Annotated in this window: 19 protein-coding genes; 11 read left to right on the forward strand and 8 right to left on the reverse strand. The window is 31.3% G+C overall.

Annotation, left to right across the window (positions count from 1 at the left end):
* Positions 1 to 109: 109 nt before the first annotated feature.
* Positions 110 to 2,584, reverse strand: coding sequence for an endopeptidase La (gene lon / locus AC28QF_RS01490; RefSeq protein ID WP_488200128.1), 2,475 nt, complete (start codon positions 2,582 to 2,584; stop codon positions 110 to 112).
* A gap of 203 nt (positions 2,585 to 2,787) precedes the next feature.
* Here lon and AC28QF_RS01495 point away from each other — a divergent pair, with 203 nt between their 5' ends.
* From AC28QF_RS01495 to AC28QF_RS01505, 3 genes are all read left to right on the forward strand, one after another.
* Positions 2,788 to 3,468 carry a tetratricopeptide repeat protein gene (locus tag AC28QF_RS01495; protein WP_488200127.1) on the forward strand — a complete coding sequence of 227 codons (681 nt, stop codon included), beginning with the start codon at positions 2,788 to 2,790 and terminating at the stop codon, positions 3,466 to 3,468.
* On the forward strand, positions 3,468 to 3,998 hold the full coding sequence (locus AC28QF_RS01500) for a YfiT family bacillithiol transferase (protein WP_488200126.1): 531 nt from the start codon (positions 3,468 to 3,470) through the stop codon (positions 3,996 to 3,998). Before AC28QF_RS01495 ends, AC28QF_RS01500 begins: the two co-directional genes overlap by 1 nt.
* A gap of 74 nt (positions 3,999 to 4,072) precedes the next feature.
* Entirely contained in the window at positions 4,073 to 4,624 is a 552-nt protein-coding gene (locus AC28QF_RS01505; RefSeq protein ID WP_488200125.1) for an HNH endonuclease, read from the forward strand.
* A 1-nt stretch (position 4,625) separates the two neighbouring features.
* Here the strand turns inward: AC28QF_RS01505 and AC28QF_RS01510 are convergent, their stop codons facing one another.
* The 3 genes from AC28QF_RS01510 to pheT form a co-directional block, all read right to left on the reverse strand.
* Positions 4,626 to 5,240, reverse strand: a complete 615-nt coding sequence (locus AC28QF_RS01510) for a LysE family translocator (protein ID WP_488200124.1) — start codon at positions 5,238 to 5,240, stop codon at positions 4,626 to 4,628.
* 50 nt (positions 5,241 to 5,290) lie between these two features.
* A complete protein-coding gene (locus AC28QF_RS01515; RefSeq protein WP_488200123.1) occupies positions 5,291 to 6,325 on the reverse strand; it encodes a quinone-dependent dihydroorotate dehydrogenase in 1,035 nt (344 codons plus the stop codon).
* A gap of 123 nt (positions 6,326 to 6,448) precedes the next feature.
* Positions 6,449 to 8,875 (reverse strand): phenylalanine--tRNA ligase subunit beta, encoded by a 2,427-nt coding sequence (pheT, locus tag AC28QF_RS01520; RefSeq protein ID WP_488200122.1) that lies wholly within the window; start codon positions 8,873 to 8,875, stop codon positions 6,449 to 6,451.
* Between the two features lie 164 nt (positions 8,876 to 9,039).
* On the opposite strand from pheT, the gene AC28QF_RS01525 reads away from it, so the two are divergent.
* Positions 9,040 to 11,616 carry an endonuclease gene (locus AC28QF_RS01525; RefSeq protein ID WP_488200121.1) on the forward strand — a complete coding sequence of 859 codons (2,577 nt, stop codon included), beginning with the start codon at positions 9,040 to 9,042 and terminating at the stop codon, positions 11,614 to 11,616.
* 175 nt (positions 11,617 to 11,791) lie between these two features.
* On the forward strand, positions 11,792 to 14,638 hold the full coding sequence (locus AC28QF_RS01530) for an endonuclease (protein WP_488200120.1): 2,847 nt from the start codon (positions 11,792 to 11,794) through the stop codon (positions 14,636 to 14,638).
* Positions 14,639 to 14,703: 65 nt separating this feature from the next.
* On the opposite strand, the gene AC28QF_RS01535 is transcribed toward AC28QF_RS01530, so the two are convergent.
* The gene (locus AC28QF_RS01535) at positions 14,704 to 14,997 is read right to left on the reverse strand and encodes a hypothetical protein (RefSeq protein WP_488200119.1); all 294 of its coding nucleotides are present in this window, start codon (positions 14,995 to 14,997) and stop codon (positions 14,704 to 14,706) included.
* Positions 14,998 to 15,101: 104 nt separating this feature from the next.
* Between AC28QF_RS01535 and AC28QF_RS01540 the strand changes: the two genes are divergently transcribed.
* From AC28QF_RS01540 to AC28QF_RS01550, 3 genes are read left to right on the forward strand one after another with little or no spacing between them, the layout of a single operon-like run.
* Entirely contained in the window at positions 15,102 to 15,731 is a 630-nt protein-coding gene (locus tag AC28QF_RS01540; protein WP_488200118.1) for an NUDIX hydrolase, read from the forward strand.
* 52 nt (positions 15,732 to 15,783) lie between these two features.
* Positions 15,784 to 16,614, forward strand: a complete 831-nt coding sequence (locus AC28QF_RS01545; RefSeq protein ID WP_488200117.1) for a lysophospholipid acyltransferase family protein — start codon at positions 15,784 to 15,786, stop codon at positions 16,612 to 16,614.
* Positions 16,615 to 16,632: 18 nt separating this feature from the next.
* Complete coding sequence (locus AC28QF_RS01550; protein WP_488200116.1) at positions 16,633 to 17,724, forward strand: M42 family metallopeptidase; 1,092 nt, start codon at positions 16,633 to 16,635, stop codon at positions 17,722 to 17,724.
* Between the two features lie 155 nt (positions 17,725 to 17,879).
* Here the strand turns inward: AC28QF_RS01550 and AC28QF_RS01555 are convergent, their stop codons facing one another.
* The gene (locus AC28QF_RS01555; protein ID WP_488200115.1) at positions 17,880 to 20,399 is read right to left on the reverse strand and encodes a PIG-L family deacetylase; all 2,520 of its coding nucleotides are present in this window, start codon (positions 20,397 to 20,399) and stop codon (positions 17,880 to 17,882) included.
* Positions 20,400 to 20,494: 95 nt separating this feature from the next.
* Positions 20,495 to 21,922 (reverse strand): ATP-dependent DNA helicase, encoded by a 1,428-nt coding sequence (locus tag AC28QF_RS01560; RefSeq protein WP_488200114.1) that lies wholly within the window; start codon positions 21,920 to 21,922, stop codon positions 20,495 to 20,497.
* Positions 21,923 to 22,023: 101 nt separating this feature from the next.
* Here AC28QF_RS01560 and AC28QF_RS01565 point away from each other — a divergent pair, with 101 nt between their 5' ends.
* The 3 genes from AC28QF_RS01565 to AC28QF_RS01575 are packed head-to-tail and all read left to right on the forward strand — an operon-like array spanning position 22,024 to position 24,117.
* Positions 22,024 to 22,758, forward strand: a complete 735-nt coding sequence (locus AC28QF_RS01565; RefSeq protein ID WP_488200113.1) for a hypothetical protein — start codon at positions 22,024 to 22,026, stop codon at positions 22,756 to 22,758.
* On the forward strand, positions 22,733 to 23,563 hold the full coding sequence (locus tag AC28QF_RS01570) for a DUF3822 family protein (protein ID WP_488202404.1): 831 nt from the start codon (positions 22,733 to 22,735) through the stop codon (positions 23,561 to 23,563). Before AC28QF_RS01565 ends, AC28QF_RS01570 begins: the two co-directional genes overlap by 26 nt.
* A complete protein-coding gene (locus tag AC28QF_RS01575) occupies positions 23,563 to 24,117 on the forward strand; it encodes an RsmD family RNA methyltransferase (protein ID WP_488200111.1) in 555 nt (184 codons plus the stop codon). Before AC28QF_RS01570 ends, AC28QF_RS01575 begins: the two co-directional genes overlap by 1 nt.
* A gap of 57 nt (positions 24,118 to 24,174) precedes the next feature.
* On the opposite strand, the gene AC28QF_RS01580 is transcribed toward AC28QF_RS01575, so the two are convergent.
* Positions 24,175 to 25,794 carry an ABC-F family ATP-binding cassette domain-containing protein gene (locus AC28QF_RS01580; RefSeq protein WP_488200110.1) on the reverse strand — a complete coding sequence of 540 codons (1,620 nt, stop codon included), beginning with the start codon at positions 25,792 to 25,794 and terminating at the stop codon, positions 24,175 to 24,177.
* Between the last annotated feature and the right edge of the window lie 104 nt (positions 25,795 to 25,898).

Consider the following 25,898-nt stretch of genomic DNA (forward strand, 5'->3'; position numbering starts at 1 on the left):
TAGCATTTGTTTGAGCTCCTCGCAGAGAGCGAGTGCGGAAAGCTGGAATTAGCTTCTGATAAAATTAAAGATAAAAAAAGCCTCTCGATTTACTGAGAGGCTTTTGAATTTACACTAATTTCTTAGCATCTTTTACTTTTTGTTTGGTAAGCGCAATATCGATTACCTCGCTCATTTCGTTTACATAATGAAATGTTAAACCTTTTAAGTAACTTTCTTTTATTTCTTCAATATCTCTTTTATTCTCGATACATAAAATAAGCTCTTTAATATTTGCGCGCTTAGCTGCTAATATTTTTTCCTTAATTCCACCTACTGGCAATACTTTTCCACGCAGTGTAATTTCACCTGTCATGGCGATTTTATTTTTCACCTTACGTTGTGTGTAAACCGACATTAATGAAGTTAACATCGTAATACCTGCACTTGGTCCGTCTTTTGGCGTTGCGCCTTCTGGTACGTGAATATGTACGTCGTACTTTTCTAAAATTTCTTGTTTAATTCCGAATTTCTCAGCATTTGCTTTGATGTATTTCATAGCAATTGTAGCAGACTCTTTCATTACTTTACCTAAATTACCTGTAATAGAAAGGTTTCCTTTACCTTTAGATAAAATAGACTCTATAAATAAAATATCACCACCAACACTTGTCCATGCTAAACCAGTAACAACACCTGCAACATCATTATTTTCGTACTTACCTCTTTCTAAACGAGCAGGTCCTAAAATAGCTTCGATATCTAAGTCTGATAAAGCAATGCTATACTCCTCTTCCATCGCTATTGATTTGGCTGCAAAACGAACTATTTTAGCTACTTGCTTTTCTAAACCACGCACACCTGATTCACGCGTATAACCTGCAACAATCTTTTCTAGTTGTTTTTTTCCAGCCGTTAAATGTTCTGGTGTTAATCCATGCTCTTTTAGCTGTTTTGGAAGCAAATATTTTTTAGCTATTTCAATTTTTTCTTCAATCGTATAACCCGTAACATTAATAATCTCCATACGATCACGTAATGCCCATGGAATTTGACCTAAGTTATTTGCCGTTGCAATAAATAACACTTTAGAAAGATCGTAACCAACTTCTAGATAATTATCATAAAACTCAGTGTTTTGTTCAGGATCTAGCACTTCTAACATTGCTGAAGAAGGATCTCCTTGACTGCTTTGACTTAATTTATCAATCTCATCTAAAACAAATACAGGATTTGATGTTCCCGATTTTTTAATGTTCTGAATTAAACGTCCTGGCATCGCCCCAATATATGTTTTCCGATGACCTCTAATTTCAGATTCATCACGTAAACCACCCAACGACATTCTTGTATATTTTCGTCCTAATGCTTCTGCAACCGATTTCCCTAATGATGTTTTACCTACACCTGGAGGACCATATAAACAAAGAATTGGCGACTTCATATCTCCACGTAATTTTAAAACAGCTAAATGTTCGATTATACGTTCTTTAACTTTTTCTAATCCGAAATGATCTCTGTCTAGTATTTTCTGAGCACGTTTTAAGTCGAACTTATCTTTAGAATATTCATTCCAAGGCAATTCTAACATTAACTCTAAATAGTTACGTTGCACACCATATTCTGCCATTTGAGGATTCATTCGCTTTAAGCGATTCAATTCCTTTTCAAATGTCTCAGCAACGTCTTTATTCCACCTTTTTGTTTTAGCCTTTATTCTCATTTGATCTAATTCCTGATCATGAGAAACACCACCTAATTCATCTTGAATGGTTTTTAACTGCTGATGTAAATAATATTCACGCTGTTGCTGATCTAAATCAGAACGTGTTTTAGATTGAATATCATTACGTAATTGTAATTTCTGAAGTTCTTTGTCTAAATTTTTTAACGTTAATAAAGCGCGTTCTTTTAAGTTATCTTTTTCTAGTAATACTTGTTTCTTAGCAACACTTAAATCCATATTTGATGAAATAAAGTTCACCAAAAATGAGTTTGATTTTATGTTTTTAATTGCAAAAGAAGCTTCAGAAGGTAACATTGGGTTTTCTTTAATAACCTCTAATGCCAGTTCTTTAATAGATTCTATAATAGCGTCAAACTCTTTTTCGTCATCAACCTCTTTATCATCTATCGCTTCCTTAACCTTTGCTTTTAAGTATGGTTCTTCTTGTGTAATTTCATCAATCTCAAAACGTTTTTTTCCTTGAATGATAACTGTTGTGTTACCATCAGGCATTTTAAGAACGCGTAAAATCTGTGCTACAACTCCGGTTTTATGAATATCATTTAAACCTGGGTTTTCTACATCGCCATCTTTCTGAGCAACTACACCAATTACTTTATCTCCTTTATTTGCATCTTTTATTAACTGAATAGATTTATCTCTACCCGCTGTAATAGGAATTACAACACCAGGAAATAATACCGTATTTCTTAACGGTAAAATTGGCAGCTCTTCAGGTACTTTTTCTTTATTTATTATTTCTTCATCTTCAGGAGTTAATAAAGGAATCAATTCTGAATCTTCATTAAAAGCATCTTGAAGCGACAAATTGTCTAAATGTATAATTTTTGATTTACTCATATCTTGTATATATGTCATAGTGACATTTGTATATTGTTAACAACAATACCAAATGCACTTTTTAACTTTTAATTATTTGATAAACAGCACACTACAAATACACGCACTATTTCACTCGATTATATAAGTCAATTGTTATGCCAAGTAAAACTTATATTACTTGTAACTAATTACAATCTGAGTCGTCATATTAATATATTTTTACAAAAACTAGCCAAAAAATGAAAACTAAACTACTTTTTATTGCTTTTATTTTACTTATAACAAGCTGTACAACGAATAAAAACTCAGATAATTTTATAAAAAATGCTACAGGTCGTTATTTTTTTAATGCTGATGAAATTATAGAAGTTAACTTTAAAGAAGGCGAATTACTTTTAACATGGCGTAATCAGAAATTGGTTCCTTTAAAAATTAACGACAGTACATTTTATGCAAGGGAGTTAAATGAAAAATTAATTTTTCACACAGCTAAAGATAATATTGAATTAGCAAAAAAACGAGAACATGATGACAATGTATATGTTTTTAATAAATTAAATGAAGGTGAAAAAACACCTAAAGAATATTTTACTCAAGGAGATTATAACGCTGCGTTAATTGGTTATAAAAAAATTAAAGAAAACGACAGTTTAAATCCTATAATAAGAGAAAACACTTTTAATAATTTAGGATACCGTTATTTAAGAGAAGATAAATATGAGCAAGCAATTGCTGTTTTTAAAATTAACATCGCTTTATACCCAAATAGTTCTAATACTTATGATAGCACTGGTGATGCATATTTAAAAAAATCAGATACTATTAAAGCTATTGAATTTTATAAAAAAGCGTTGGATATTAACCCTGAAAATCGCAATGCAAAAAGAGCATATAAAAACTTACAAAAACAAAATAACTAATGGAACATCTTAAATACCCGATCGGAAAACCTGATATTCCTACCGTAATTTCTTCAGAAAAAATTAACGAATGGATTACTGTTTTAGAAGAGTTTCCTGCTAAACTAGAGCTTCTTGTTAAAAATTTATCCGAAGAACAATTAAACACTTTATACAGAGATGGTGGTTGGTCTGTTAGGCAAGTTATTCATCATTGTGCAGACAGTCATCATAATTCATACACCCGTTTTAAATGGGCGTTAACAGAAGAGGAACCTGTTATTAAAACGTATTATGAAGCGCGTTGGGCTGAATTATTTGATTCTAAAGCAGCTCCTATTCAGTTATCTTTAAATTCATTAAAAGCTTTACATGCTAAATGGGTGTTTTTTTTAAAAGGATTAACTACTGATGATTTAAATAAGTGTTTCATTCATCCTGATGGAAATGAAAAAGTAAGTTTAAAAGAAAATATAGGTATTTACGCATGGCATTGTAACCATCATTACCAACACATAAATCAGTTATTACTTATAAAAAAGTGGTTGTAAAACAAATTATGTATTTTTACACAAAATAATAAAGTGCTATTTATTATTTAAGTTCAGATAAAATATTAAAAAATATGATACGAAGCTACAGAAATGAAAGGTGGAAAGAAATAGTATTTGATGATAAAATCTCTGAAAAAGAAAAATTTAAAATCTCTAATTACGGTAGAATTATCAACTGTAAAAAAGAAGAAGAGTTACTTGTAAACGAATATTTTATAAACGGTTACCAGAACTTGCCATTAAAACAACGAGTAAATGGAAAAAATACCAGTAGGTATGTTCATAAACTCGTAGCGGAATGTTTTTTACCACGTAAAGAGGATGAATTGTACGTAATTCATTTAAATTATGACAAAAAAGACAATAGGATTGAAAATCTTAAATGGGCTACAAAAAGGGAAAAAGAGGTACACCAATATACCAATCCCGAATATGTAAATAAAGTTCATAAACCCAGAACTGCAAAACTTACTGAAACTAGAGTTAAATTGCTTAAACGTAAGCTAAACGACCCAAACAGAAAAACTCGTTTAAAAATGATTGCGAAACAATTTGGTGTTTCAGAAATGCAATTACATAGAATTAAAACGGGTGAAAACTGGGGATACGTTACTGAAGATTAACTTATAGTAAAATTAAGATAGCAATAGTTATAAAAACTACAATTTGCGCCCATTTTAGGAACACTCCTATTTGGGCGTTCTTTTTTATTGACGCTGATATTGTTCCTGCCAAAATAGCAATTGTAGAAAATATTAAAAAAGAAGTAAGTATAAATAATCCGCCTAAAACATAAAACTGAATTACCGTAGAAATCTTTTCTGAAAATAAAAATTGTGGAAAAAATGCCAAAAAGAATATAGTAACTTTTGGATTTAAAACATTCATCCAAAAACCTTTTTTAAACAATTCGAAAGTAGATTTCTTAATTACATTATCTGTAGAAAACGCAATTTTAGCATCACTTTTATAAACTTGATAAGCAATATATAACAAATACAAGGCTCCGAATAATTTGATAATAAAAAATAAATTCGGATTTTGTTTTATAACTTCCGAAACGCCAAAAGCAACCAAAGTAGTATGAATAATACAACCCGTCATTAAACCAATAACCGTTGCCAAACCATATTTTTTACCATGCACAATACTTTGTGTTAATACAAAAATATTATCCGGTCCTGGTGAAAAAGCTAAAGTAGCCGTAGCTAAAACAAACGAAATAAGAGTTTCAATCATTAATTTAAAAATTATAAAAGCTACTGAAAATTGTTCAGTAAGAAGTTAATTTAAGATTGATGTAAAATAGCTTTATTGATTCGCTTTACCAAACTCGGTCCTTCATAGATAAACCCAGTATAGATTTGTACTAAATCGGCACCAGCATTTATTTTATCTAAAGCATCTTTTTCAGAATGAATACCTCCGACTCCGATTATAGGAAATGATTTTTTAGATTTATCTGCCAGGTATTTAATTACTTTTGTACTTCTTTCTTTAACCGGTTGTCCGCTAACACCGCCATTACCAATTTCTGATAATCGTTCTTTAGAAACCTTTAAATTATCTCTATTTACCGATGTGTTTGATGCAATTACTCCATCAATTTTAGTTTTAGCAACCAACTCAATTATTTCATCTAATTGTTGGTTATTTAAATCTGGAGCTATTTTTAATAATATTGGCTTTTGAACAGCTTCTTTATTGTTTAATTTCTGAACCTCAGTAATTAACTCTTTTAAATACTCAACATCATCTAGTTTTGCATGGCTCCCAACATTAGGGCAACTTACATTCAACACAAAATAATCTACATACGGATGCAATCCTTTAAAACACTCTAAGTAATCTGATGTATAATTTTCTGGAGCAGTGTCGGTGTTTTTACCAATATTACCTCCAATAATAATTTTACCTTTATTCTTTTTTAATTGTTGAATTGCAATGGTTAATCCTTCGTTATTAAACCCCATTCGGTTGATGATTCCTTGATCATCTTTTAATCGAAATAATCTTTTCTTCGGATTTCCAGCTTGTCCTTTTGGTGTTACCGTTCCTATTTCTACAAAACCAAATCCGAAGTTTGCCAATTCATTATATAAAACCGCATTTTTATCAAAACCAGCAGCTAAACCAACAGGATTCTTAAAAGTTAACCCGAATAAATTACGTTCTAACTTTTTATCATTTACCTGATATAAACCTCTGAATATTGAAGTCATAAAAGGAATTCTAGACATAAACTTTACCAATGAAAAAGTAAAATAATGAATCTTTTCTGGATCAAAAAGAAAAAAAATCGGACGGATAATTAATTTGTACATACTTCTTGTCGGGTCGAGCGCAGTCGAGACCTTAATTATAGTTTAAAAAATAACCTCTCGACTGCGCGCTCGAGGAGATATTTAAATTAAAAAAAAGCCCCAATAAAAATTGGAGCTTTTGAATTATCTTAAAACAGCTTCTAAATTCTTTTCGAATGTTAGCTGTAATTTTTGCATTATTTTATCAATCTGTTTATCTGCCAATGTTTTGTTTTCATCTTGTAAAACAAAACTAACAGCATAAGATTTTTTACCTTCAGGTAATTTATCACCTTCATAAACATCAAATAAATCTACTTCTTTTAATAATTTCTTTTCTGATTGAAAAGCAAGATTGTAAATTTCTTTAAACTCTATTTTATCATCTAATAACAATGCTAAATCACGCTTTACTGATGGAAACTTAGCTAAATCAGATACTTTAATTTTCTTATTACCTGATAAGCTTAAAATGTTTTCCCAATTAAAATCGGCAAATAAAACTTCTTGTTTAATAGAAAATTCTTTTAAAACAGTTCTTTTTATTACTCCGAATTCAACTAGCTTAGTTTTTCCTAAACTTAATACTACACCTTCAGAAAACACATCTGTTTTAATAGGTGATGTTTTTAAATTATCTAATCCTAATCTACTTAATAAGTTCGTTACAATTCCTTTTAAATAAAAGAAATCAGAAGCTTGAGTAGCCGTTTTCCAACTATCTTTGGTTCTATTTCCTGTAACAAACAATGTTAAATGTTTGTCTTCCTGATAACCGCTTTCGTATTTATGATATGTTTTACCAAATTCATAAAATTTTAATGCGTTATTTTTTCTATTGATATTATAAGAAACAGATTCTAAACCGCTAAACAATAATGATTGTCGCATTACCTTTAAATCGTTACTTAACGGATTCAACATTTCTACATTATGTTCTTCCTTTAAATTCTCAGACAAGGCAATATAATCTGCTTTTGTTAAAGAATTTGCCATCGTTTCGTTAAATCCTAATGAACTTAACTGATTTGCAACAATGTTTTCTACCTTAACTTCTTTATCATTATCAAATGAAATAGAAGTGTTTAATTTATGAGAAAACTCGATATTATTGTAACCGTAAACTCTTAAAATTTCTTCAATAATATCAGCTTCACGCTGAACATCTACTCGGTAAGAAGGTATTGTTAAACCTAAACCTCCTTCAGTTACACTGTTTATTTTAATTTCTAAAGAAGCTAAAATATTTTTAATTGTTTCTTTAGGAATTTCTTGACCTATTAATTTATACGTGTCTTCGAAAGATAAAAACACTTCGAAATCTTCTATTTTCTCTGGATAAAAATCTAAAACATCAGAAGACATTTTTCCACCTGCGTACTCTTCTATTAATAAAGCAGCACGCTTTAAAGCGTATTTTGTTGAATTGATATCGATTCCTCTTTCGAAACGGAAAGAAGCATCCGTATTTAATGCGTGACGTTTTGCTGTTTTACGAACAGAAACCGGATTAAAGTAAGCGCTTTCTAAGAAAATTGCTGTAGTGTGTTCTGTTACTCCAGATTTTAATCCGCCAAAAACACCACCTAAACATAATGGATTATCATCTGCATCACAAATCATAATATCATCAGCATCTAACGTTCTTTCTACTTCATCTAACGTTTTAAATTTCGTTCCTGCCGCTAAGGTTTTAACAATAACTTTATTCCCTCTAATTTTATTAGCATCAAAAGCGTGTAAGGGTTGCCCTAACTCATGTAAAACATAATTTGTAATATCTACAATATTATTTTTAGGCACAATACCAATAGCTTTTAATCTATTCTGAATCCATTCTGGAGATTCTTTTACCTCAATATCGGTAATTGTAATTCCGCAATAACGAGGCACTAAATTTTTATCTTCTATTTCGATATCAATCTTGTGTGTACGTTCATCTACACGAAAATCTGATACAGAAGGAGAAATTAGCTCTAAATTTGTTCCTTGATGCATTAAACCTGCACGTAAATCACGAGCAACACCAAAGTGGCTCATTGCGTCTGCACGATTTGGTGTTAAGCCTATTTCGAAAACATAATCTGTTTCGATATTAAAAACTTCTGAACAAGGTGTTCCAGAAACTAAAGCGGTGTCTAAAACCATAATACCGTCATGACTTTTACCTAAACCTAACTCGTCTTCGGCACAGATCATTCCGTGGCTTTCTTCTCCTCTAATTTTACCTTTTTTTATTTTAAAGCCTTCACCTTTTTCATCATACAAAGTTGTACCTACTTTAGCAACAGGCACTTTCTGACCAACATCAACATTTGGCGCACCACAAACTATTTGCACAATATTACTGTCACCTAAATCTACCGTAGTAATTTTTAGTTTATCTGCGTTGGGGTGTTTTACACATGTTTTTACTTCACCAACAACGATACCTTTTAAACTACCTTTAATACTCTCAACCTTAAGTATTCCTTCTACCTCTAGACCTAAATCTGTTAATAGTTCTCCTGTTTTTTCAGCTTCCCAGTCGGTTTGTAAAAATTGTCTTAACCAATTGTATGATATCTTCATAATCAATCTCTAATTTTAGCATGCAAATTTAAGGAAAATAAAAGGAAAAATAACAGTCCTTTTTCACACTATTTATCTCCCTGATTGTTAACTATTTGATAACATTTATCTTGATAAAAAATTGTTTTTTTGCTGGCAGTTTTAACTCAACACAACTCAATTACATGAAAAAATTATTACCCTTCATTTTACTGATTGCATCACTTTCAGTATTTTCTCAAGTACCTTCTTATTATAATGATGTTAACTTAAACCAAAGCAATACTGCCTTAAAAGATGCTTTAGCTACTAAAATTATTAGCACACATTCAGTTAACTTATCGTATTCACCCGGTGTTTGGGATGCTTTAAAACAATCTGATTTAGACGCAACAAACAACAATAAAGTTGTTTTAATTTATGGTTATAACGATTCTGACGGAAATTATGTAACTGATAGAACTCGTAGTAAAGATGCTAACGGTGGTTCTGCCGGAACACAATGGAACAGAGAACACGTATATCCGAAATCATTAGGAAATCCTAATTTAGGAACATCAGGTGCTGGTGCAGATGTACACCATTTAAGACCTGCGGATATCTCATTTAACTCACAAAGAAGTAGTAAGAAATTTGCAGCTGGATCTGGTAATGCTGGTGATTCTAACGGCGGGTGGTATCCTGGTGATGAATGGAAAGGAGATGTTGCTCGTATGATGATGTATATGTATGTACGTTATGGAAACCAATGTTTGCCTAGTAATGTAGCAATCGGTTCAGCAAGTTCTTCTGATAATAATATGATTCAATTATTATTACAATGGAATGCTGAAGACCCTGTATCTAATTTTGAAACACAAAGAAACCCTATATTACAAGGAATACAAGGAAATAGAAATCCGTTTATCGATAATCCTGCTTTTGCAACTCAAATTTGGGGAGGTCCACAAGCAGAAGATAAATTTGGTAACGGTGGCGGTTCTTCTGACACACAAACACCAACAACTCCTACTAACTTAACTGCTTCAAATATTACGGAAACATCAACTGATTTATCTTGGTCTGTTGCTACTGATAATGTTGCTGTTACAGGTTATGATATTTATAAAGGCGCTACTAAAATAGCTACAAGCACTACTAATTCTTACAATGTAACAGGTTTAAGTGCTACTACTAATTATAGTTTTTCTATAAAAGCAAGAGATGCTGCTAATAATGTTTCAGCATCTAGCTCTTCAGTAAATATAACTACAAGTGCTGGGAACACTTCTGGAGGCTCTGCTTCTGATTTATTAATTTCTGAATACGTTGAAGGTTCATCAAACAACAAAGCTTTAGAAATAGCAAATTTCACCGGTGCAACTATTAATTTAGCTGGCTATTCTCTAAAAAAAGCTTCTAACGGTAGCGGCTGGACAAACACCGTAACTTTAAGCGGACAATTAGAAAACGGAAATGTATATGTAATTGCAAACAACAATGCTTCTACAACTATTAAAAACAAAGCACAATTAACAGAAACTAGTGTTAGTTCTTTTAACGGAAACGATGCTATTGGTTTATTTAAAGGAAGCTCACTTATCGATTTAATTGGTAACCCTAATAGCTCATCAACATTTGCACAAGATAAAACCTTACAAAGAAAATCAACAGTTTCTTCTCCTAATGCAAGCTATACTACTTCTGAGTGGAACATCCTTTCGAAAGATACTTTTAGTGGTTTAGGAAATCATACAATTGATGGAGGAACTCCTCCTCCACCTGTTGACAATGCAGCTCCTTCTACTCCAAGTAACTTAACTAATAGTAACATAACAGAAACTTCTGTAAACTTAAATTGGAATGCTTCTACAGACAATACTGCTGTAACAGGTTATGATGTTTATAAAGGCTCAGCTAAAATAGCTACAGTAACAACTACAAATTATTCAGTTAGCGATTTAACAGCTGCTACAAATTACACTTTTTCTGTAAAAGCTAAAGATGCTGCTGGTAATATTTCTGCATCAAGTAATACGGTTGGTGTAACGACTAAAAGTGTTGTGGTTAATTACTGCGCTTCTAAGGGTAATAATTCAAGTTATGAATATATCGACAATGTTGCTATAGGCGGAATTTCAAACGTTTCTTCTGCTAATAATGGTTATGGTGATTTTACATCTCAAACTGGTAATTTATCATACGGAAATAACACAATAGTTTTTAGCGCAGGTTTTTCCGGTTCTTCTTATACTGAATTTTGGAAAGTATGGATCGACTTTAATAAAAACGGTGTATTTGAAAGCAATGAAGAGGTAGTTAGTGGTTCATCTTCTAGCTCGGCTAATTTATCAGCTAGTTTTACAGTACCAGCTTCTGCTTTAACAGGAAAAACAAGAATGCGTGTTGCCATGAAATGGGACGCCGCTCCTACTGCTTGTGAAACTTTTGGTTATGGTGAAGTTGAAGATTATTCTGTAAATATTGGAGTAAGTGCAAAAGGCGGAAACAATAGTAATTATATTACAGCAACAAAATTAGGTAATGAAACTGCTATTTTCAATGCTATTCTTTATCCAAACCCAACTACTAATTATTTAAAAATTGGAATGGCAGATAATAGAGATGCTAATTTTACAATAGTCAATATTATTGGTCAACAGGTGTTAAACGGAAAAGTAAATCATTCAACTATAAATGTTTCTAATTTAGAAAACGGAATGTATATTCTTGAAATTAATGACGGACAAAGAGCTTTTACTAAAAAGTTTATTAAAAAATAAATATAATAATACATTAAATAAAAAAGTCTCATCATTTTATGATGGGATTTTTTTTATACATCAGTATTCTAAGATAAACTGTTAATAACTTACGAATCCTTAACTATTAAGTAACATAAAAAAATATAAAGAAAGTGTTAATTAGCTGCGACTTAAAAAACGCCTAATCAAACAAATGAAAAAACTTATACCCTTCTTTTTACTCATACTGTCTTTATCGTTATTCTCACAAGTTCCATCCTACTATAACGATGTTAATATAAACCAAACTGGTAATGATTTAAAAGAGACCTTGGCTATAAAAATTATAAGCTCACATACTAATATTTTAACATACACGCCAGATGTATGGAACGCATTAAAACAAACTGATATTGATCCAACTGATAATACTAAAGTCGTATTAATTTACGGTTGGGATGATACTGATACTGATATAACAAATGACAGAACACGAGAAAAAGATACCCACGGCAGTGGTTCTGGTGTTTGGAATAGAGAACATGTATATTCAAAATCATTAGCAAACCCAAACTTAGGTACCGTTGGTGCTGGCGCAGATGCTCATAACTTACGTCCTGCGGATGCTCAGAGAAATTCTTCTAGAAGTAACAGAAAATTTGCCGAAGGAATTGGTAACTCTGGTGCTACAGCAGAAGGTAATTGGTATCCTGGTGATGAATGGAAAGGTGATGTTGCTCGTATGATGATGTATATGTATTTACGTTATGGCAATCAAACACTCCCTATTAATGTTGGTGTTGGTAATCCTGTTGCCAATGATACCAATATGATAGAATTATTTTTAAAATGGAATGCTGAAGACCCAGTTTCTATACTTGAAAAGCAACGTAACCCTGTATTAGAATTAATACAAGGAAACAGAAATCCTTTTATCGATAACCCTGCTTTTGCAACACTAATATGGGGTGGTCCTCAAGCTGAAAATTTATTTGGTGGTAATGGTGGCTCAACGGATAACGAAGCGCCAACAACACCTGCTAATATTATAGTTTCTAATATTAGTAATACTTCTGTAGACTTAACATGGCCTGCTTCAATCGATAACTCTTCTGTTGCAGGTTATTATATATATAACAACGGTATACAAGTTGCAAGTACAAATAACACAAGTATTAGTGTAGCTAATTTAAATGCTAATACATTATATAATTTTACTTTAACAGCATATGATATTGCAGGTAATTTTTCTCAATTAAGCTCAATAATTAGCGTTACAACAACTACAAACCCAGTAAATGATACTGTTGAAGGATTATTTATTTCTGAATATATAGAAGGGTCTTCATATAATAAAGCTATTGAAATAGCCAACTTTACAGGATTACCAATTAATTTAGAAAATTATAGTATTAAAAAAGCAACTAATGGCGGTGGGTCTTGGTCTAACACAATAGATCTAACAGGTATACTGAACAACAACGAGGTTTATGTTATTGCGCACAACAGTGCTTCTGATATTGTTAAAAACAAATCAAATTTACTTAACAGTTCCGTAATGAATTTTAATGGTAACGATGCTATCGCATTGTTTGAAAATGATATTTTAATAGATATATTAGGTACTCAAAATAGTAGTGATAATTTTGGAAAAGATAAAACACTTCAAAGAAAACCAACTATTAAATCACCTAATAAGAATTACACATTGTCTGAATGGGCTATTATTGCAAAAGATACTTTTAATGGCTTAGGAGAACATCTTATAGATAACAATATTTCAGAAGACAATATAGCTCCTACCGCTCCTACAAATTTACTTAGTAATAATATCACTCAAACATCAGTTAAGCTTACATGGGATGCCTCAACAGATAATGTTACCGTAGTTTTATATGAAGTTTATCAAAATGACACATTAATTACAACTCTAAACAACACTTTATTTACCGTTAATGATTTAACAGATGATACAGCTTATAATTTTTCTGTAAAAGCCATAGATTCTTCAGAAAATATTTCTAGTTTTAGTAACAAGGTGTTCATTACAACCTTAGCTGCGCCAGATACAGCAGCTCCTTCTACTCCAAGTAACTTAACTACTAGTAACATAACAGAAACTTCTGTAAACTTAAATTGGAATGCTTCTACAGACAATACTGCTGTAACAGGTTATGATGTTTATAAAGGCTCAGCTAAAATAGCTACAGTAACAACTACAAATTATTCAGTTAGCGATTTAACAGCTGCTACAAATTACACTTTTTCTGTAAAAGCTAAAGATGCTGCTGGTAATATTTCTGCATCAAGTAATACGGTTGGTGTAACGACTAAAAGTGTTGTGGTTAATTACTGCGCTTCTAAGGGTAATAATTCAAGTTATGAATATATCGACAATGTTGCTATAGGCGGAATTTCAAACGTTTCTTCTGCTAATAATGGTTATGGTGATTTTACATCTCAAACTGGTAATTTATCATACGGAAATAACACAATAGTTTTTAGCGCAGGTTTTTCCGGTTCTTCTTATACTGAATTTTGGAAAGTATGGATCGACTTTAATAAAAACGGTGTATTTGAAAGCAATGAAGAGGTAGTTAGTGGTTCATCTTCTAGCTCGGCTAATTTATCAGCTAGTTTTACAGTACCAGCTTCTGCTTTAACAGGAAAAACAAGAATGCGTGTTGCCATGAAATGGGACGCCGCTCCTACTGCTTGTGAAACTTTTGGTTATGGTGAAGTTGAAGATTATTCTGTAAATATTGGGGCTAGCGCTAAAGGAGTAAACAATAATTACGCTGTTACTGCAACCAAACTAGGTAATGAAACTGCTGTTTTTAATGCTCTTCTTTCTCCAAACCCAACTACTAATTATTTAAAAATTGGAATGATAGATAATAGAGATGCTAATTTTACAATAGTTAATATTATTGGTCAACAGGTGTTAAACGGAAAAGTAAATCATTCAACGATAAATGTTTCTAATTTAGAAAACGGAATGTATATCCTTGAAGTTAATGACGGACAAAGAGCTTTTACTAAAAAGTTTATTAAAAAATAACAAAAATCAAAATCAAAAAAGGGAAGCTATATGCTTCCCTTTTTTATGCTTAAAAAATACAGATTTTAAATATCGATTGTACTTTTAGATTTATCAGAAGCAAATACATACGTAAACAACCACATAAGTGTAAAAGTTGGTATCACATCTAAACCAGGCATTGCCTCTTCTACAAGAGTAATACCAGCAGCAATTTTACCTTTACCTCCTTTATACATTTTAGTCATTAAATACGCAGCTACTGGCGCCCATACCACATCTATTAATTCACCTACACCAGGTATAATATATGATACAAGTCCTACTGCATCAAACAATAAACTTAACCCTAAGTTTTTATATTTATTTTTTTTATCCATTTATTAAAAAATTAATTCTGTTTCTTGTAAATCAAAATTCAAGCCAAAATATTTGATTTTTAACTCTGTAAATTAATATGTTTGCTCTAAAATACTAAAAACGAATGATTTTCTCTGATTTTATAAATCAATTAGAAGAATTTAAGAACAAACCATTAGGAGGATTAGTTTCTCAACTTAAACTTGCTCCAAAGTTAAGAACACAATTTACTCAAGAATTAATAGACAGTAAAGAGCCTAAAAGAGCTGCTGTTTTGGCATTGTTTTATCCTGATAAAAATAATGAAACTCGCTTTTTATTAACACAAAGAGCAAATTATAAAGGAAAACACTCGGCTCAAGTAAGTTTTCCTGGTGGTAAAACAGATAAAGACGACATCAACTTTAAAGCAACCGCTTTAAGGGAAACATTCGAAGAAGTAGGCATTATTTCTGAAGATATAAAAATTATAAAGCAACTTTCTGATTCTTACATCCCTCCTAGTAATTTTCTAGTCGCTCCGTTTATTGGAATAGCTAAAAAACAACCATTATTTACACCTAACTACGAGGTTGCTGGTATTATAGAAGTTTTGATGAGCGATTTACTAGATGAAAATAATTTAAGTTCTATAGAAATGGAAACTTCATATATGAAAAACATAGACGTACCATGCTTTAAACTAAATGGTTATATCGTTTGGGGAGCTACAGCAATGATGCTTTCAGAAATTAAAGATTTATTTAAGCAGTAATGTTTTCTATTTCTTTTGTAATTTAGCTTTTACACTAAAAAAATAATCACAAATGCCTTTATTTAAAAGGAATCCTTTCGGACATATTTTATTCATAAAACGCTTTCTTATTCAAGTTTTAGGCGTTATTTCACATGGTCGCTACCGTAAATTTAATGATTTACAGATTGAAGGTATGGATATTCTTCGGAATCTTCCTGACAAGAATGTATTATTCATTTCTAATCATCAAACTTATTTTGCGGATGTAGCTTCTATGTTTCATGTATTTAACGCAGCCTTAAAAGGGCGTGATGATAATATTAAAAACGTAGGTTATTTATGGAACCCTAAATTAAACTTATACTACATTGCTGCAGGTGAAACTATGCGAGCAGGTTTATTGCCTAAAATATTTGCTTATGTAGGTTCTGTTTCTGTAGAAAGAACTTGGCGAAGCGAAGGTAAAGAGGTAAAAAGACAAGTAAAGATGTCTGATATTTCTAACATTCGCAAAGCGTTAGATGATGGTTGGGTTATTACTTTTCCGCAAGGAACTACCACGCCTTTCAAACCTATTCGACGCGGTACAGCTCATATTATAAAAACATACAACCCTATTGTAGTACCTATTGTTATTGATGGATTTAGACGTTCTTTTGATAAAAAGGGATTATTGATAAAAAAACGGAATGTTTTACAATCAATGGTTATAAAAGAACCTTTAGAGATTGATTATGAAAGAGAAGATGTAGCTAGTATTGTTGAAAAAATAGAATATGCTATAGAACAACATCCATCATTTTTAAAAGTGTTAACGCCTGAACAAATTAAACAAGAGCAAGAATACCGTGAAAAACGACGTTTTTGGGGAGCTGATTCTAACAAAGAAGAAGAGGAATAATTATAACATTACAATTTTATGACTAAAAATAAATCAATCTTAAATGAGAAATCAATCGATTTCTTAGCAAAATATTTAAATAATGCTGCTCCTACCGGATATGAATGGGAAGGACAGAAAATTTGGATGGATTACCTTAAGCCTTATGTTGATGAGTTTATTACAGATACTTATGGGTCGGCTGTTGGAGTAATTAATCCAGATGCTAAATATAAAGTAGTTATTGAAGGGCATGCTGATGAAATTTCATGGTATGTAAACTATATTTCTGATGACGGATTAATTTACGTGATTCGTAACGGTGGTTCAGATCACCAAATAGCACCAAGTAAAATTGTTAATATTCATACTAAAAATGGCATCGTAAAAGGTGTTTTTGGGTGGCCAGCAATTCACACACGTAATAAAGCAAATGAAGAGGCTCCAAAGCCTGACAATATTTTTATAGATACAGGTTGTGCTACTAAAGCTGAAGTTGAAAAGCTAGGAGTGCATGTTGGTTGTGTAATTACGTACCCAGATGAATTTCATATTTTAAATGGAAATAAGTTTGTATGTCGTGCTTTAGATAACAGAATGGGCGGATTTATGATTGCCGAAGTTGCTCGTTTATTAAAAGAAAACAAAAAGGAATTACCTTTCGGATTATACATTACAAACTCTGTACAAGAAGAAATAGGTTTACGTGGCGCTGAAATGATTGCTCAAACAATCAAGCCAAATGTAGCAATCGTTACTGATGTTACACACGACACCACTACACCTATGATCGAGGAAAAGAAAGCAGGACTTTTAGAGATAGGAAAAGGACCGGTAATAGCTTATGCTCCTGCTGTGCAACAAAAGTTACGTGATTTAATTATTGATGCTGCTGAAGAGAATAATATTCCTTTTCAACGTTCTGCTTTATCAAGAGCCACGGGTACAGATACCGATGCTTTTGCTTATAGTAACGGTGGGGTTGCATCTGCATTAATTTCTTTACCATTACGCTACATGCATACAACGGTTGAAATGGTTCACAGAGATGATGTTGAAAATGTAATTAAAATGATTTATGAAAGTTTATTAAAAATTGAAGACGGAGAAGATTTTTCGTATTTTAAATAAACTATAAGTGTCATTGCGAACGAAACGAAGCAATCTCTACTTCAAAAGATAGATTACTTCTTTATACTTTATCGGAATAACATCTTTATTTCAATATAACAGCCTCGAAAACATATGTTTTCGAGGCTGTTTTTAATTTTATGCAATTACAACTGTTAGAGCTTAATTTCTTTTTTTTTCACCTTATTCTCTTTACCTACAGATAACATATTTGCGAATAATTTATACGCTCCTGAAACTCCAACAGGTAATTCTCTAAAGAAACTTAAACCTGTATATATATAATTTCCTTTTCCGTATTTAGCAATTAATAAACTACCTTCTTTAGCTGATTCTCCTTTATCATTCATTGATAATATTGGCGTATATTCTTTACTCCATTGATTCGGAAAATACAAACCACGTTCTTGAACCCAACCTTTAAAATCAGCTTCAGTAACTTTATTCGGGTAATTTAAAATTGAATGGTCTTTAGCTAATAAAGTAACTGTTGCATTTTCATCTGTAACTCTATCTCTCGATAATTTTAACTCAAAAGGCGCCTTTACATCTACTCTTCTATTCGTGTTGTATTGCACAATCATATTTCCACCATTTTCTACAAATGCCAACAAATGCTTTTGCTTAAACTGTAATTCAGGTAATGTATTATATGCACGAATTCCGACAACAATAGCATCAAAATCTTGCAAGTTTTTATCATTTATATCTTTAGGATTTATTTCAATAACTGTATACCCTATTTGACGTAAACTTTCTGGAATTGCATCTCCTGATCCTTGAATATAGCCTATTTTATGTCCTCTTTTTTTAATATTTAAACGAACAAGCTTTGCTTGTGATGGTAATAAAATAGATTGCTTAGGAATGTGATCGTAATTAATTTCGATTAACTCTTTACTATATGTTTCCTTACCAATTGTTGCTATTGCCTTTAAAATTCCTTCTGATTGATTTTTTTGTGGTGTAACTTTAAAATCTACTATTTGTTTATCTCCTTTTTGCTCGATATTAAAATCAGCAATTTTAGGAGAAACCTGCCATCCGTTAGGAACTTGCAAAGAAACTGTTCCTTTTACATTTTTACCTCCAGAACGAACCTCTAAAGACACTTTTTGAGAAACATCATCAGAAAAAATAACAACCTTACTTTTTAATTTAGTGGTTACTTTAGGCAATACTTCAAAAGGTTCATAAATTTCTCCTTTATCACTTTTAGAATATCTGTAAACAACAGGAATTTTAAATGATATCGGTTGATTTTCAATAATCAAATTATAAACGATGTTAACAGGTCGTTCGCTTTCCGGATTTCCTATTAGTTTTTTGTTATCAACAGTATACATTCCTAAATCCCAAGGTTTTGTTAACCAATAAGGAGATGAATAAGCAATGTTTTTTATTACAATACTTTCTTTAAAGTTTTGCTTTACATTAGGTGCTAATGCTAAATTTTTAGCAATTATTTTTTCGTTTGGTAATGTTTTTATAGATACTAATTCTATTGAATTAGCACTTCTATTTAACGCTTCAAAATTAACTTCAAAATTACTATTTGATGTGGTGCTAGATTTGTTTGCAGAAGCTTCTAAATACAAACCAACACTAGCTTTAATTACCTCTTGTAATTCTGTTGTTTTTATATTTTTCCAATGTGCATCTTTTAAGTTCTGAACCAACTTGTAAGCTTTCATTAATTCAGGTAAATGCTTTGATGGATTTACAAAGTCGAAATTCTTTTCAATTTCATATAAAATATCACCAATTTCGCCTCCACCTTCTACTCTATTCCACGTGGTATTTATACCAGAAAAAATATCTTTTTTATCCTTCGGAAAATCACCTTTTAAAAACTCAACATATTCGGTTTGACTTCCACGAGTTGTTAAACGACCAAAACCTTGACATAAGTGTTGGCTACTAGCCATAGACGCCAATTCGTTGTTTGATAAGCCTTTTAACGGATAATAAGCACCAATATCAAAACTCAGCATCTTGCTTTTATCTGCTCTGTCGAACTTTTCTTGACTACCATAAAACCACCAAGAAGTGTTAAAAAACAAGCGTTGTGGTTGCCAAATACTCGTGTTTTTAAGCTGACTAGCATATTTTGTTTTATCGTTTGCTAAATCAAAAGCTTCCATACTTAACATTGCCGATGAAGTATGGTGACCATGTGTTGTACCTGGAGTTCTGTGATTAAAACGATTTATAATTACATCTGGCTTAAAAGTTCTGATAGCCCAAACTACATCTGCTAAAACCTCCTCTTTATTCCAAATTTTTAAAGTCTCATCTGGGTGTTTAGAATACCCGAAATCATTGGCTCTCGAAAAACGTTGTTCTCCTCCGTCAACTCTTCTGGCAGCCAATAATTCTTGTGTACGGATTACGCCTAATAATTCTCTCATTTCTGATCCAATTAAATTCTGACCTCCATCACCACGAGTTAATGATAAATAACCTGTTCTTGCTTTTTCATGATTTGATAAATAAGCTATTAAACGGGTGTTTTCATCATCAGGATGCGCCGCAATGTATAATGCAGAGCCTAAAAAATTTAATTTTTGAATTTTCTCAAAAATCTGATTAGAATTTAATTTTTGAGGTTTTTGAGCGAATATCGATATTGAAATCAATAAAAAAGAAATGCTAAAAAGCGTTTTTTTGTACATCTTTATTTTTTTGAATACTAAACTGTTATTGTTGCTAACAAATGTAGCTTATTTTAAAGAGAGCTATTAACTAATTAACAGAACTCTAACATTGTTTACTCTAAAAAGCAATCGTCTTTAAAGCCTATTAAATATAATTTATCTTGCGCTCTGGTAACTGCAGTATATAACCAACGTAAATACTCAACACTTGGTCCGTCAGGCAAATAAGGTTGTTCAATAAAAACGGTATTCCATTGTCCACCTTGTGATTTATGACAAGTCATAGCGTAAGAGAACTTTACCTGGAGCGCATTAAAGTATTTATTGTTTTTTACGCCCATAAACTGCTTATATTTCGATTTTTCATCAGCAAAATCTTCTTTTACAGCTTGATACAACTTATTAGACTCTTCGTAACTTAAAGACGGACTTTCGCTAGAAAGTGTATCTAAAAGCAATACTGTTTCAAAAGAGCTCATATCAGGATAATCTATCATACGAACCTCTACTTCAGCAAATTTAAATCCGTATAATTCTTTTATATTACTAATTCGCATCACTTCACAGATATCACCATTTGCTATAAATCCTGCGGAAGAAGAGTCTTTTAACCAAAAATAATTGTTCTTAACAATCATTACATAATCTCCTGTAGAAATCTCATTTTCTTGTCCACGGATTTTAGTTCTAATTTGATCGTTATATTGATTAGCTCTTTTATTTGAGCGTACAATAAAAGCGGTATCTTCTACCCCAATATCACCATCGTACGCCTGTGTAATAGCATCTTGAATATCGTAACTATCTTCTAGCCTGATGATATCTGGATAATTTACATCAAACTTAAAGTCGGTAACATTATTTTGTATTAATAAGCGCAAATCGGTTGCATTAGCTAAAATCCCTGAATTTTGTTGCTGACGTACTACTTCATCTAACTCAATTTCGGTAACATCTTTATTAAAATCAAAAGAAAGCTTATCGGCCTCTAAAGCAGGACTCATTGTTAATTTAACCGGTGGCAACTGTGCTGTATCTCCAATAAAAACAATTTTACAGTTTTTACCTGAGTACACAAAAGATATTAAATCATCCAATAAAGAGCCGTTTTCAAACAGTTTAGAGTTTTGACGAGCATCTGATATCATTGAAGCCTCATCAACTATAAAAACTGTGTTAATATGCTTATTAGGCTGCATCACAAAGCTAACACCGCCATTACCTTCTTTTTTAGGAAAGTAAATTTTTTTATGTATTGTAAAGGCTTGTTTTTTAGAATAACCAGAAATTACTTTTGCGGCCCTACCTGTAGGTGCTAAAAGAACCGCCTTTTTACCAGCTTTCCATAAATTATTAACTACGGTACTAATTATCGTTGTTTTACCCGTACCGGCATATCCTTTTAGTAAAAACAAGGCATTGCTATTGGTGTCAAATAAAAAATCTGTTAACTTATTTAATAACTCATTTTGCTTCTGAGTGGGTTGGTACGGAAATTTTTCGAGAATTTCTTTATAAAACTTAGGTGCTGATTCTATCATATTTTAAATAATAGCCAAAGATAAATGTATTTATAGATAAAAATTTTCATGATTGAAAAAAAATTGTAGATTTGCGTATATCATATATTAAAACAAAAAAAATGAATTTATTATTAATGATTTTAGCAGCTGTTGTAGTTGCAATTCTTTTAGCTGTAATTATAGTTAAGTTTGTACCACTGAAAATGAGATGGTTAATCTCTATTTTGTTATTAGCAGCTACTGTTCTCTTAGTAGTTAAAATTTACGGAGGTATCATGGAACCTATTCATTTTGCTAAAGAAAAAGAAGTACGTTTTGCTAAGGTGATTAAGAATTTAAAATTAATTCGTGATGCTGAAGTTAAATATAAAGAGGTTTATAGAACTTATACAAACAGTAAAGATTCTTTAATCAACTTTATTGAAAACGGTCAATTAGCTTTAATTGAAACAAAAAACATCGAAGAAAAAGTTGATAGAGGTGGTGGTATTTTTATTACTATTTCAAAAAAACAAATTGATACTATAGGTTACGAACCTGTAGCAAAATATTTTGAAGGTGAAGACTATAAAGGTATGTTTGATGTTCCAGGAACAGACAAACAGTTTGAAATAGCTACTGGTGAAGTTGAAAAAGTTGCTGGATTATTAGTTCCTGTTTTTGAAGTTAAAGCTGATAAAACATCAATTTTAAAAGGGATGAGCACTTCTCTAGTAAAACAAGAATTAGAAGCTTTAGAAACTGATCAAATTAAAGGAGCTTATGTTTCTGTTGGTTCTTTAAACGAAGTAACTACTGGTGGTAACTGGCCTCCTTCTTACGATAAAGGTGAAGCGGTTGTTAAAGAAGACTAAAAAAATTAGCGTAATAACGCAAAATAAAAATCTATCCATCCAATTTAGTTTGGATGGATTTTCTTTTTGTATTTCTAATTCACATACAAAAGAAACAATTTTGTTTACCGAATATATATTTGAGGTTTCTTTAACTTCTCCTGAGTATTTATTAGATAAAGTTATTAGTGTTTTTGCTACTGATAAAGATTTACAGCAAGACTTTAAAAATGTATTTGCTATTCATCAAAATAACTTAGCAACTCTTGTACCAAACGAATATTTTGATAGAAGCTGTTTAGAATCTTATTTAAAATACACCGTTAAAACCTTATCAACAGATTTTATTACATATGATGCTTTAGATATGGTGACAGCCAATTCGGTATACATTCCTTATGTAAATATCAATAATTATCTGTTTCAAAATTTCGGAGAATTCGAATACAAACATCATTCAACTATTTTAATAGATAAGTTATTAAACTACTCTAAAGAAGATTCCGAAAAGCAATTTTTCGTTTACGTATCTCCTAATCAATTAGACATTGTTGTTTGTCAGCAAGGCAATTTAATTTTGCACAATTCATTTTCTTACGCTACAAAAGAAGATTTTTTATATTACATTTTATTTGTAGCAGAACAATTACAAATGGATCCTGATAAATTTCAATTAACTTTTCTAGGTAATATTGAAAAAGAAACAGATCTTTATACAATTACCTATAATTACGTACGTAATATTCATTTTTTTAAACCAATCTCTAACTTTTTTACAGATAGCGAAGAATTTTCAAATCATTCTAATTTCACCTTAGTACACTAATGAGAATTATATCAGGAAAATATAAAAGCAGACGACTTTCTGCTCCGAAAAAATTACCTGTTCGTCCTACGACAGACATGGCCAAAGAATCGTTATTTAATATTTTAAACAACGATTATTATTTTGATAGTATTGCTGTATTAGATCTTTTTGCAGGTACTGGTAATATCAGTTATGAATTTGCATCTCGCGGAACCTTAACAATACATGCTGTTGATGCACATTTTGGTTGCATTAAATACATTAATGAAACCGCTAAAGAACTAGATTTTGATATAAACACCTACAAAAGCGATGTATATAAATTCTTAGAAAAAACAACTATAAAGTCGGATGTTATTTTTGCGGATCCTCCGTATGATTTTGAAGAAGCCCAGTTTTTAAAAATTGCTGACCTTGTTTTTGATCGTCAACTTTTAAATGAAGAAGGTATTTTAATTATAGAACATTCTAAACATACCGATTTAACAAAACATCCAAAACATAGTTACGACAAACGTTATGGTGGTAATGTTTTTAGTTTTTTTGAAACAGAAACAACTAAAGAAGAGTAAACATAAAAAAAGGAAGCTAATTAATTAGCTTCCTTTTTTTATGTAATAATGTATCTATTAAGAATACATTTTCTTTCTTAATTCCTTCACCTTCGGATCAGATAAATAATCATCGAAAGTTGAGTATTTATCAATCACTCCTTTTGGTGTTATTTCAATAACTCGGTTTGCTACTGTTTGTGCAAATTCGTGATCATGAGTAGAAAACAATACCGTTCCTTTAAAGTTAATTAAAGAATTGTTTAAAGACTGAATAGATTCTAAATCTAAGTGATTTGTTGGTTCATCTAATAAAAGAATATTAGCTCTTGTCATCATCATACGAGATAACATACAACGAACTTTTTCTCCCCCAGAAAGTACATTACTTTTCTTTAATGCTTCTTCACCAGAAAAAATCATCTTTCCTAAGAAACCTCTTAAAAACACTTCTTCTCTTTCTTCTTCGGTTTGTGCATACTGGCGTAACCAATCTACTAAATCTAACTCCCCATCCTGAAAAAATGCTGAATTATCTGAAGGTAAATAAGATTGCGTAGTTGTTACTCCCCAGTTATATTTTCCTGAATCTGCTTCTTCGTTTCCTGAAATAATTTCATAAAAAGTAGATACGGCTTTAGAATTCTTTGAAATAATAGCAACTTTATCTCCTTTGTTTAAATTAATATCAACATTGGCAAATAACGGACTTCCTTCAAAGTTTTTAGTTAACCCCTCTATATTTAAAATCTGATCTCCTGCCTCTCTATCTCTATCAAAAATAATAGCTGGGTAACGACGGCTAGAAGGTTTAATCTCATCAACATTTAACTTATCTATCATCTTCTTACGAGAAGTAGCTTGTTTAGATTTTGCCATGTTTGCAGAAAAACGACGAATAAATTCTTCTAATTCCTTCTTCTTATCTTCTGCCTTTTTATTTTGTTGTGCTCTTTGTTTTGCTGCTAACTGACTAGATTCGTACCAGAAAGTATAGTTACCTGAAAAGTGATTTATTTTTGCGAAATCAATATCAGAAATATGTGTACAAACAGCATCTAAAAAGTGACGGTCATGTGATACAACAATTACCGTATTATCAAAATTAGCTAAAAAGTTTTCTAACCAAGCAATCGTTTCAAAATCTAAATCGTTGGTAGGTTCATCCATTATCAATACATCCGGATTTCCAAATAATGCTTGTGCTAATAAGATACGCACTTTCTTTTTTGATTCTAAATCTGCCAATAAAGTATAATGATCTTCTTCTTTAATACCTAAGTTAGATAATAAAGTTGCAGCAGCAGCATCGGCATTCCAACCATCCATTTCTTCAAAACGAACTTGCAACTCCCCTATTCTCTCTGCATTTTCATCAGTATAATCTGCATATAAAGCATCAATTTCTGATTTAATTTTATGCAGCTCTTTATTACCCATTAAAACAGCTTCTAAAGTAGTATACTCATCAAAAGCATAGTGATCTTGAGTTAAAACCGACATTCTTTTACCTGATTCTAAATGAACCTGACCAGATGTAGGTTCTTGTATACCTGATATAATCTTTAAAAAAGTAGATTTTCCCGCTCCGTTTGCTCCGATAATACCGTAGCAATTTCCTTGAGTAAACTTTGTGTTTACTTCATCAAATAAAATACGCTTACCAAATTGAACTGATAAATTAGATACTGATAACATTTGTAGCTTTTTAAATTGGCTGCAAAAGTATAAAATATACTGGCTTAAAAAGAATTTGCAAGGATAAATTTAACATCATACTTTTGGCTCTTTTAATTCTTTTA

Source organism: Tenacibaculum sp. M1.3A (assembly GCF_057732375.1).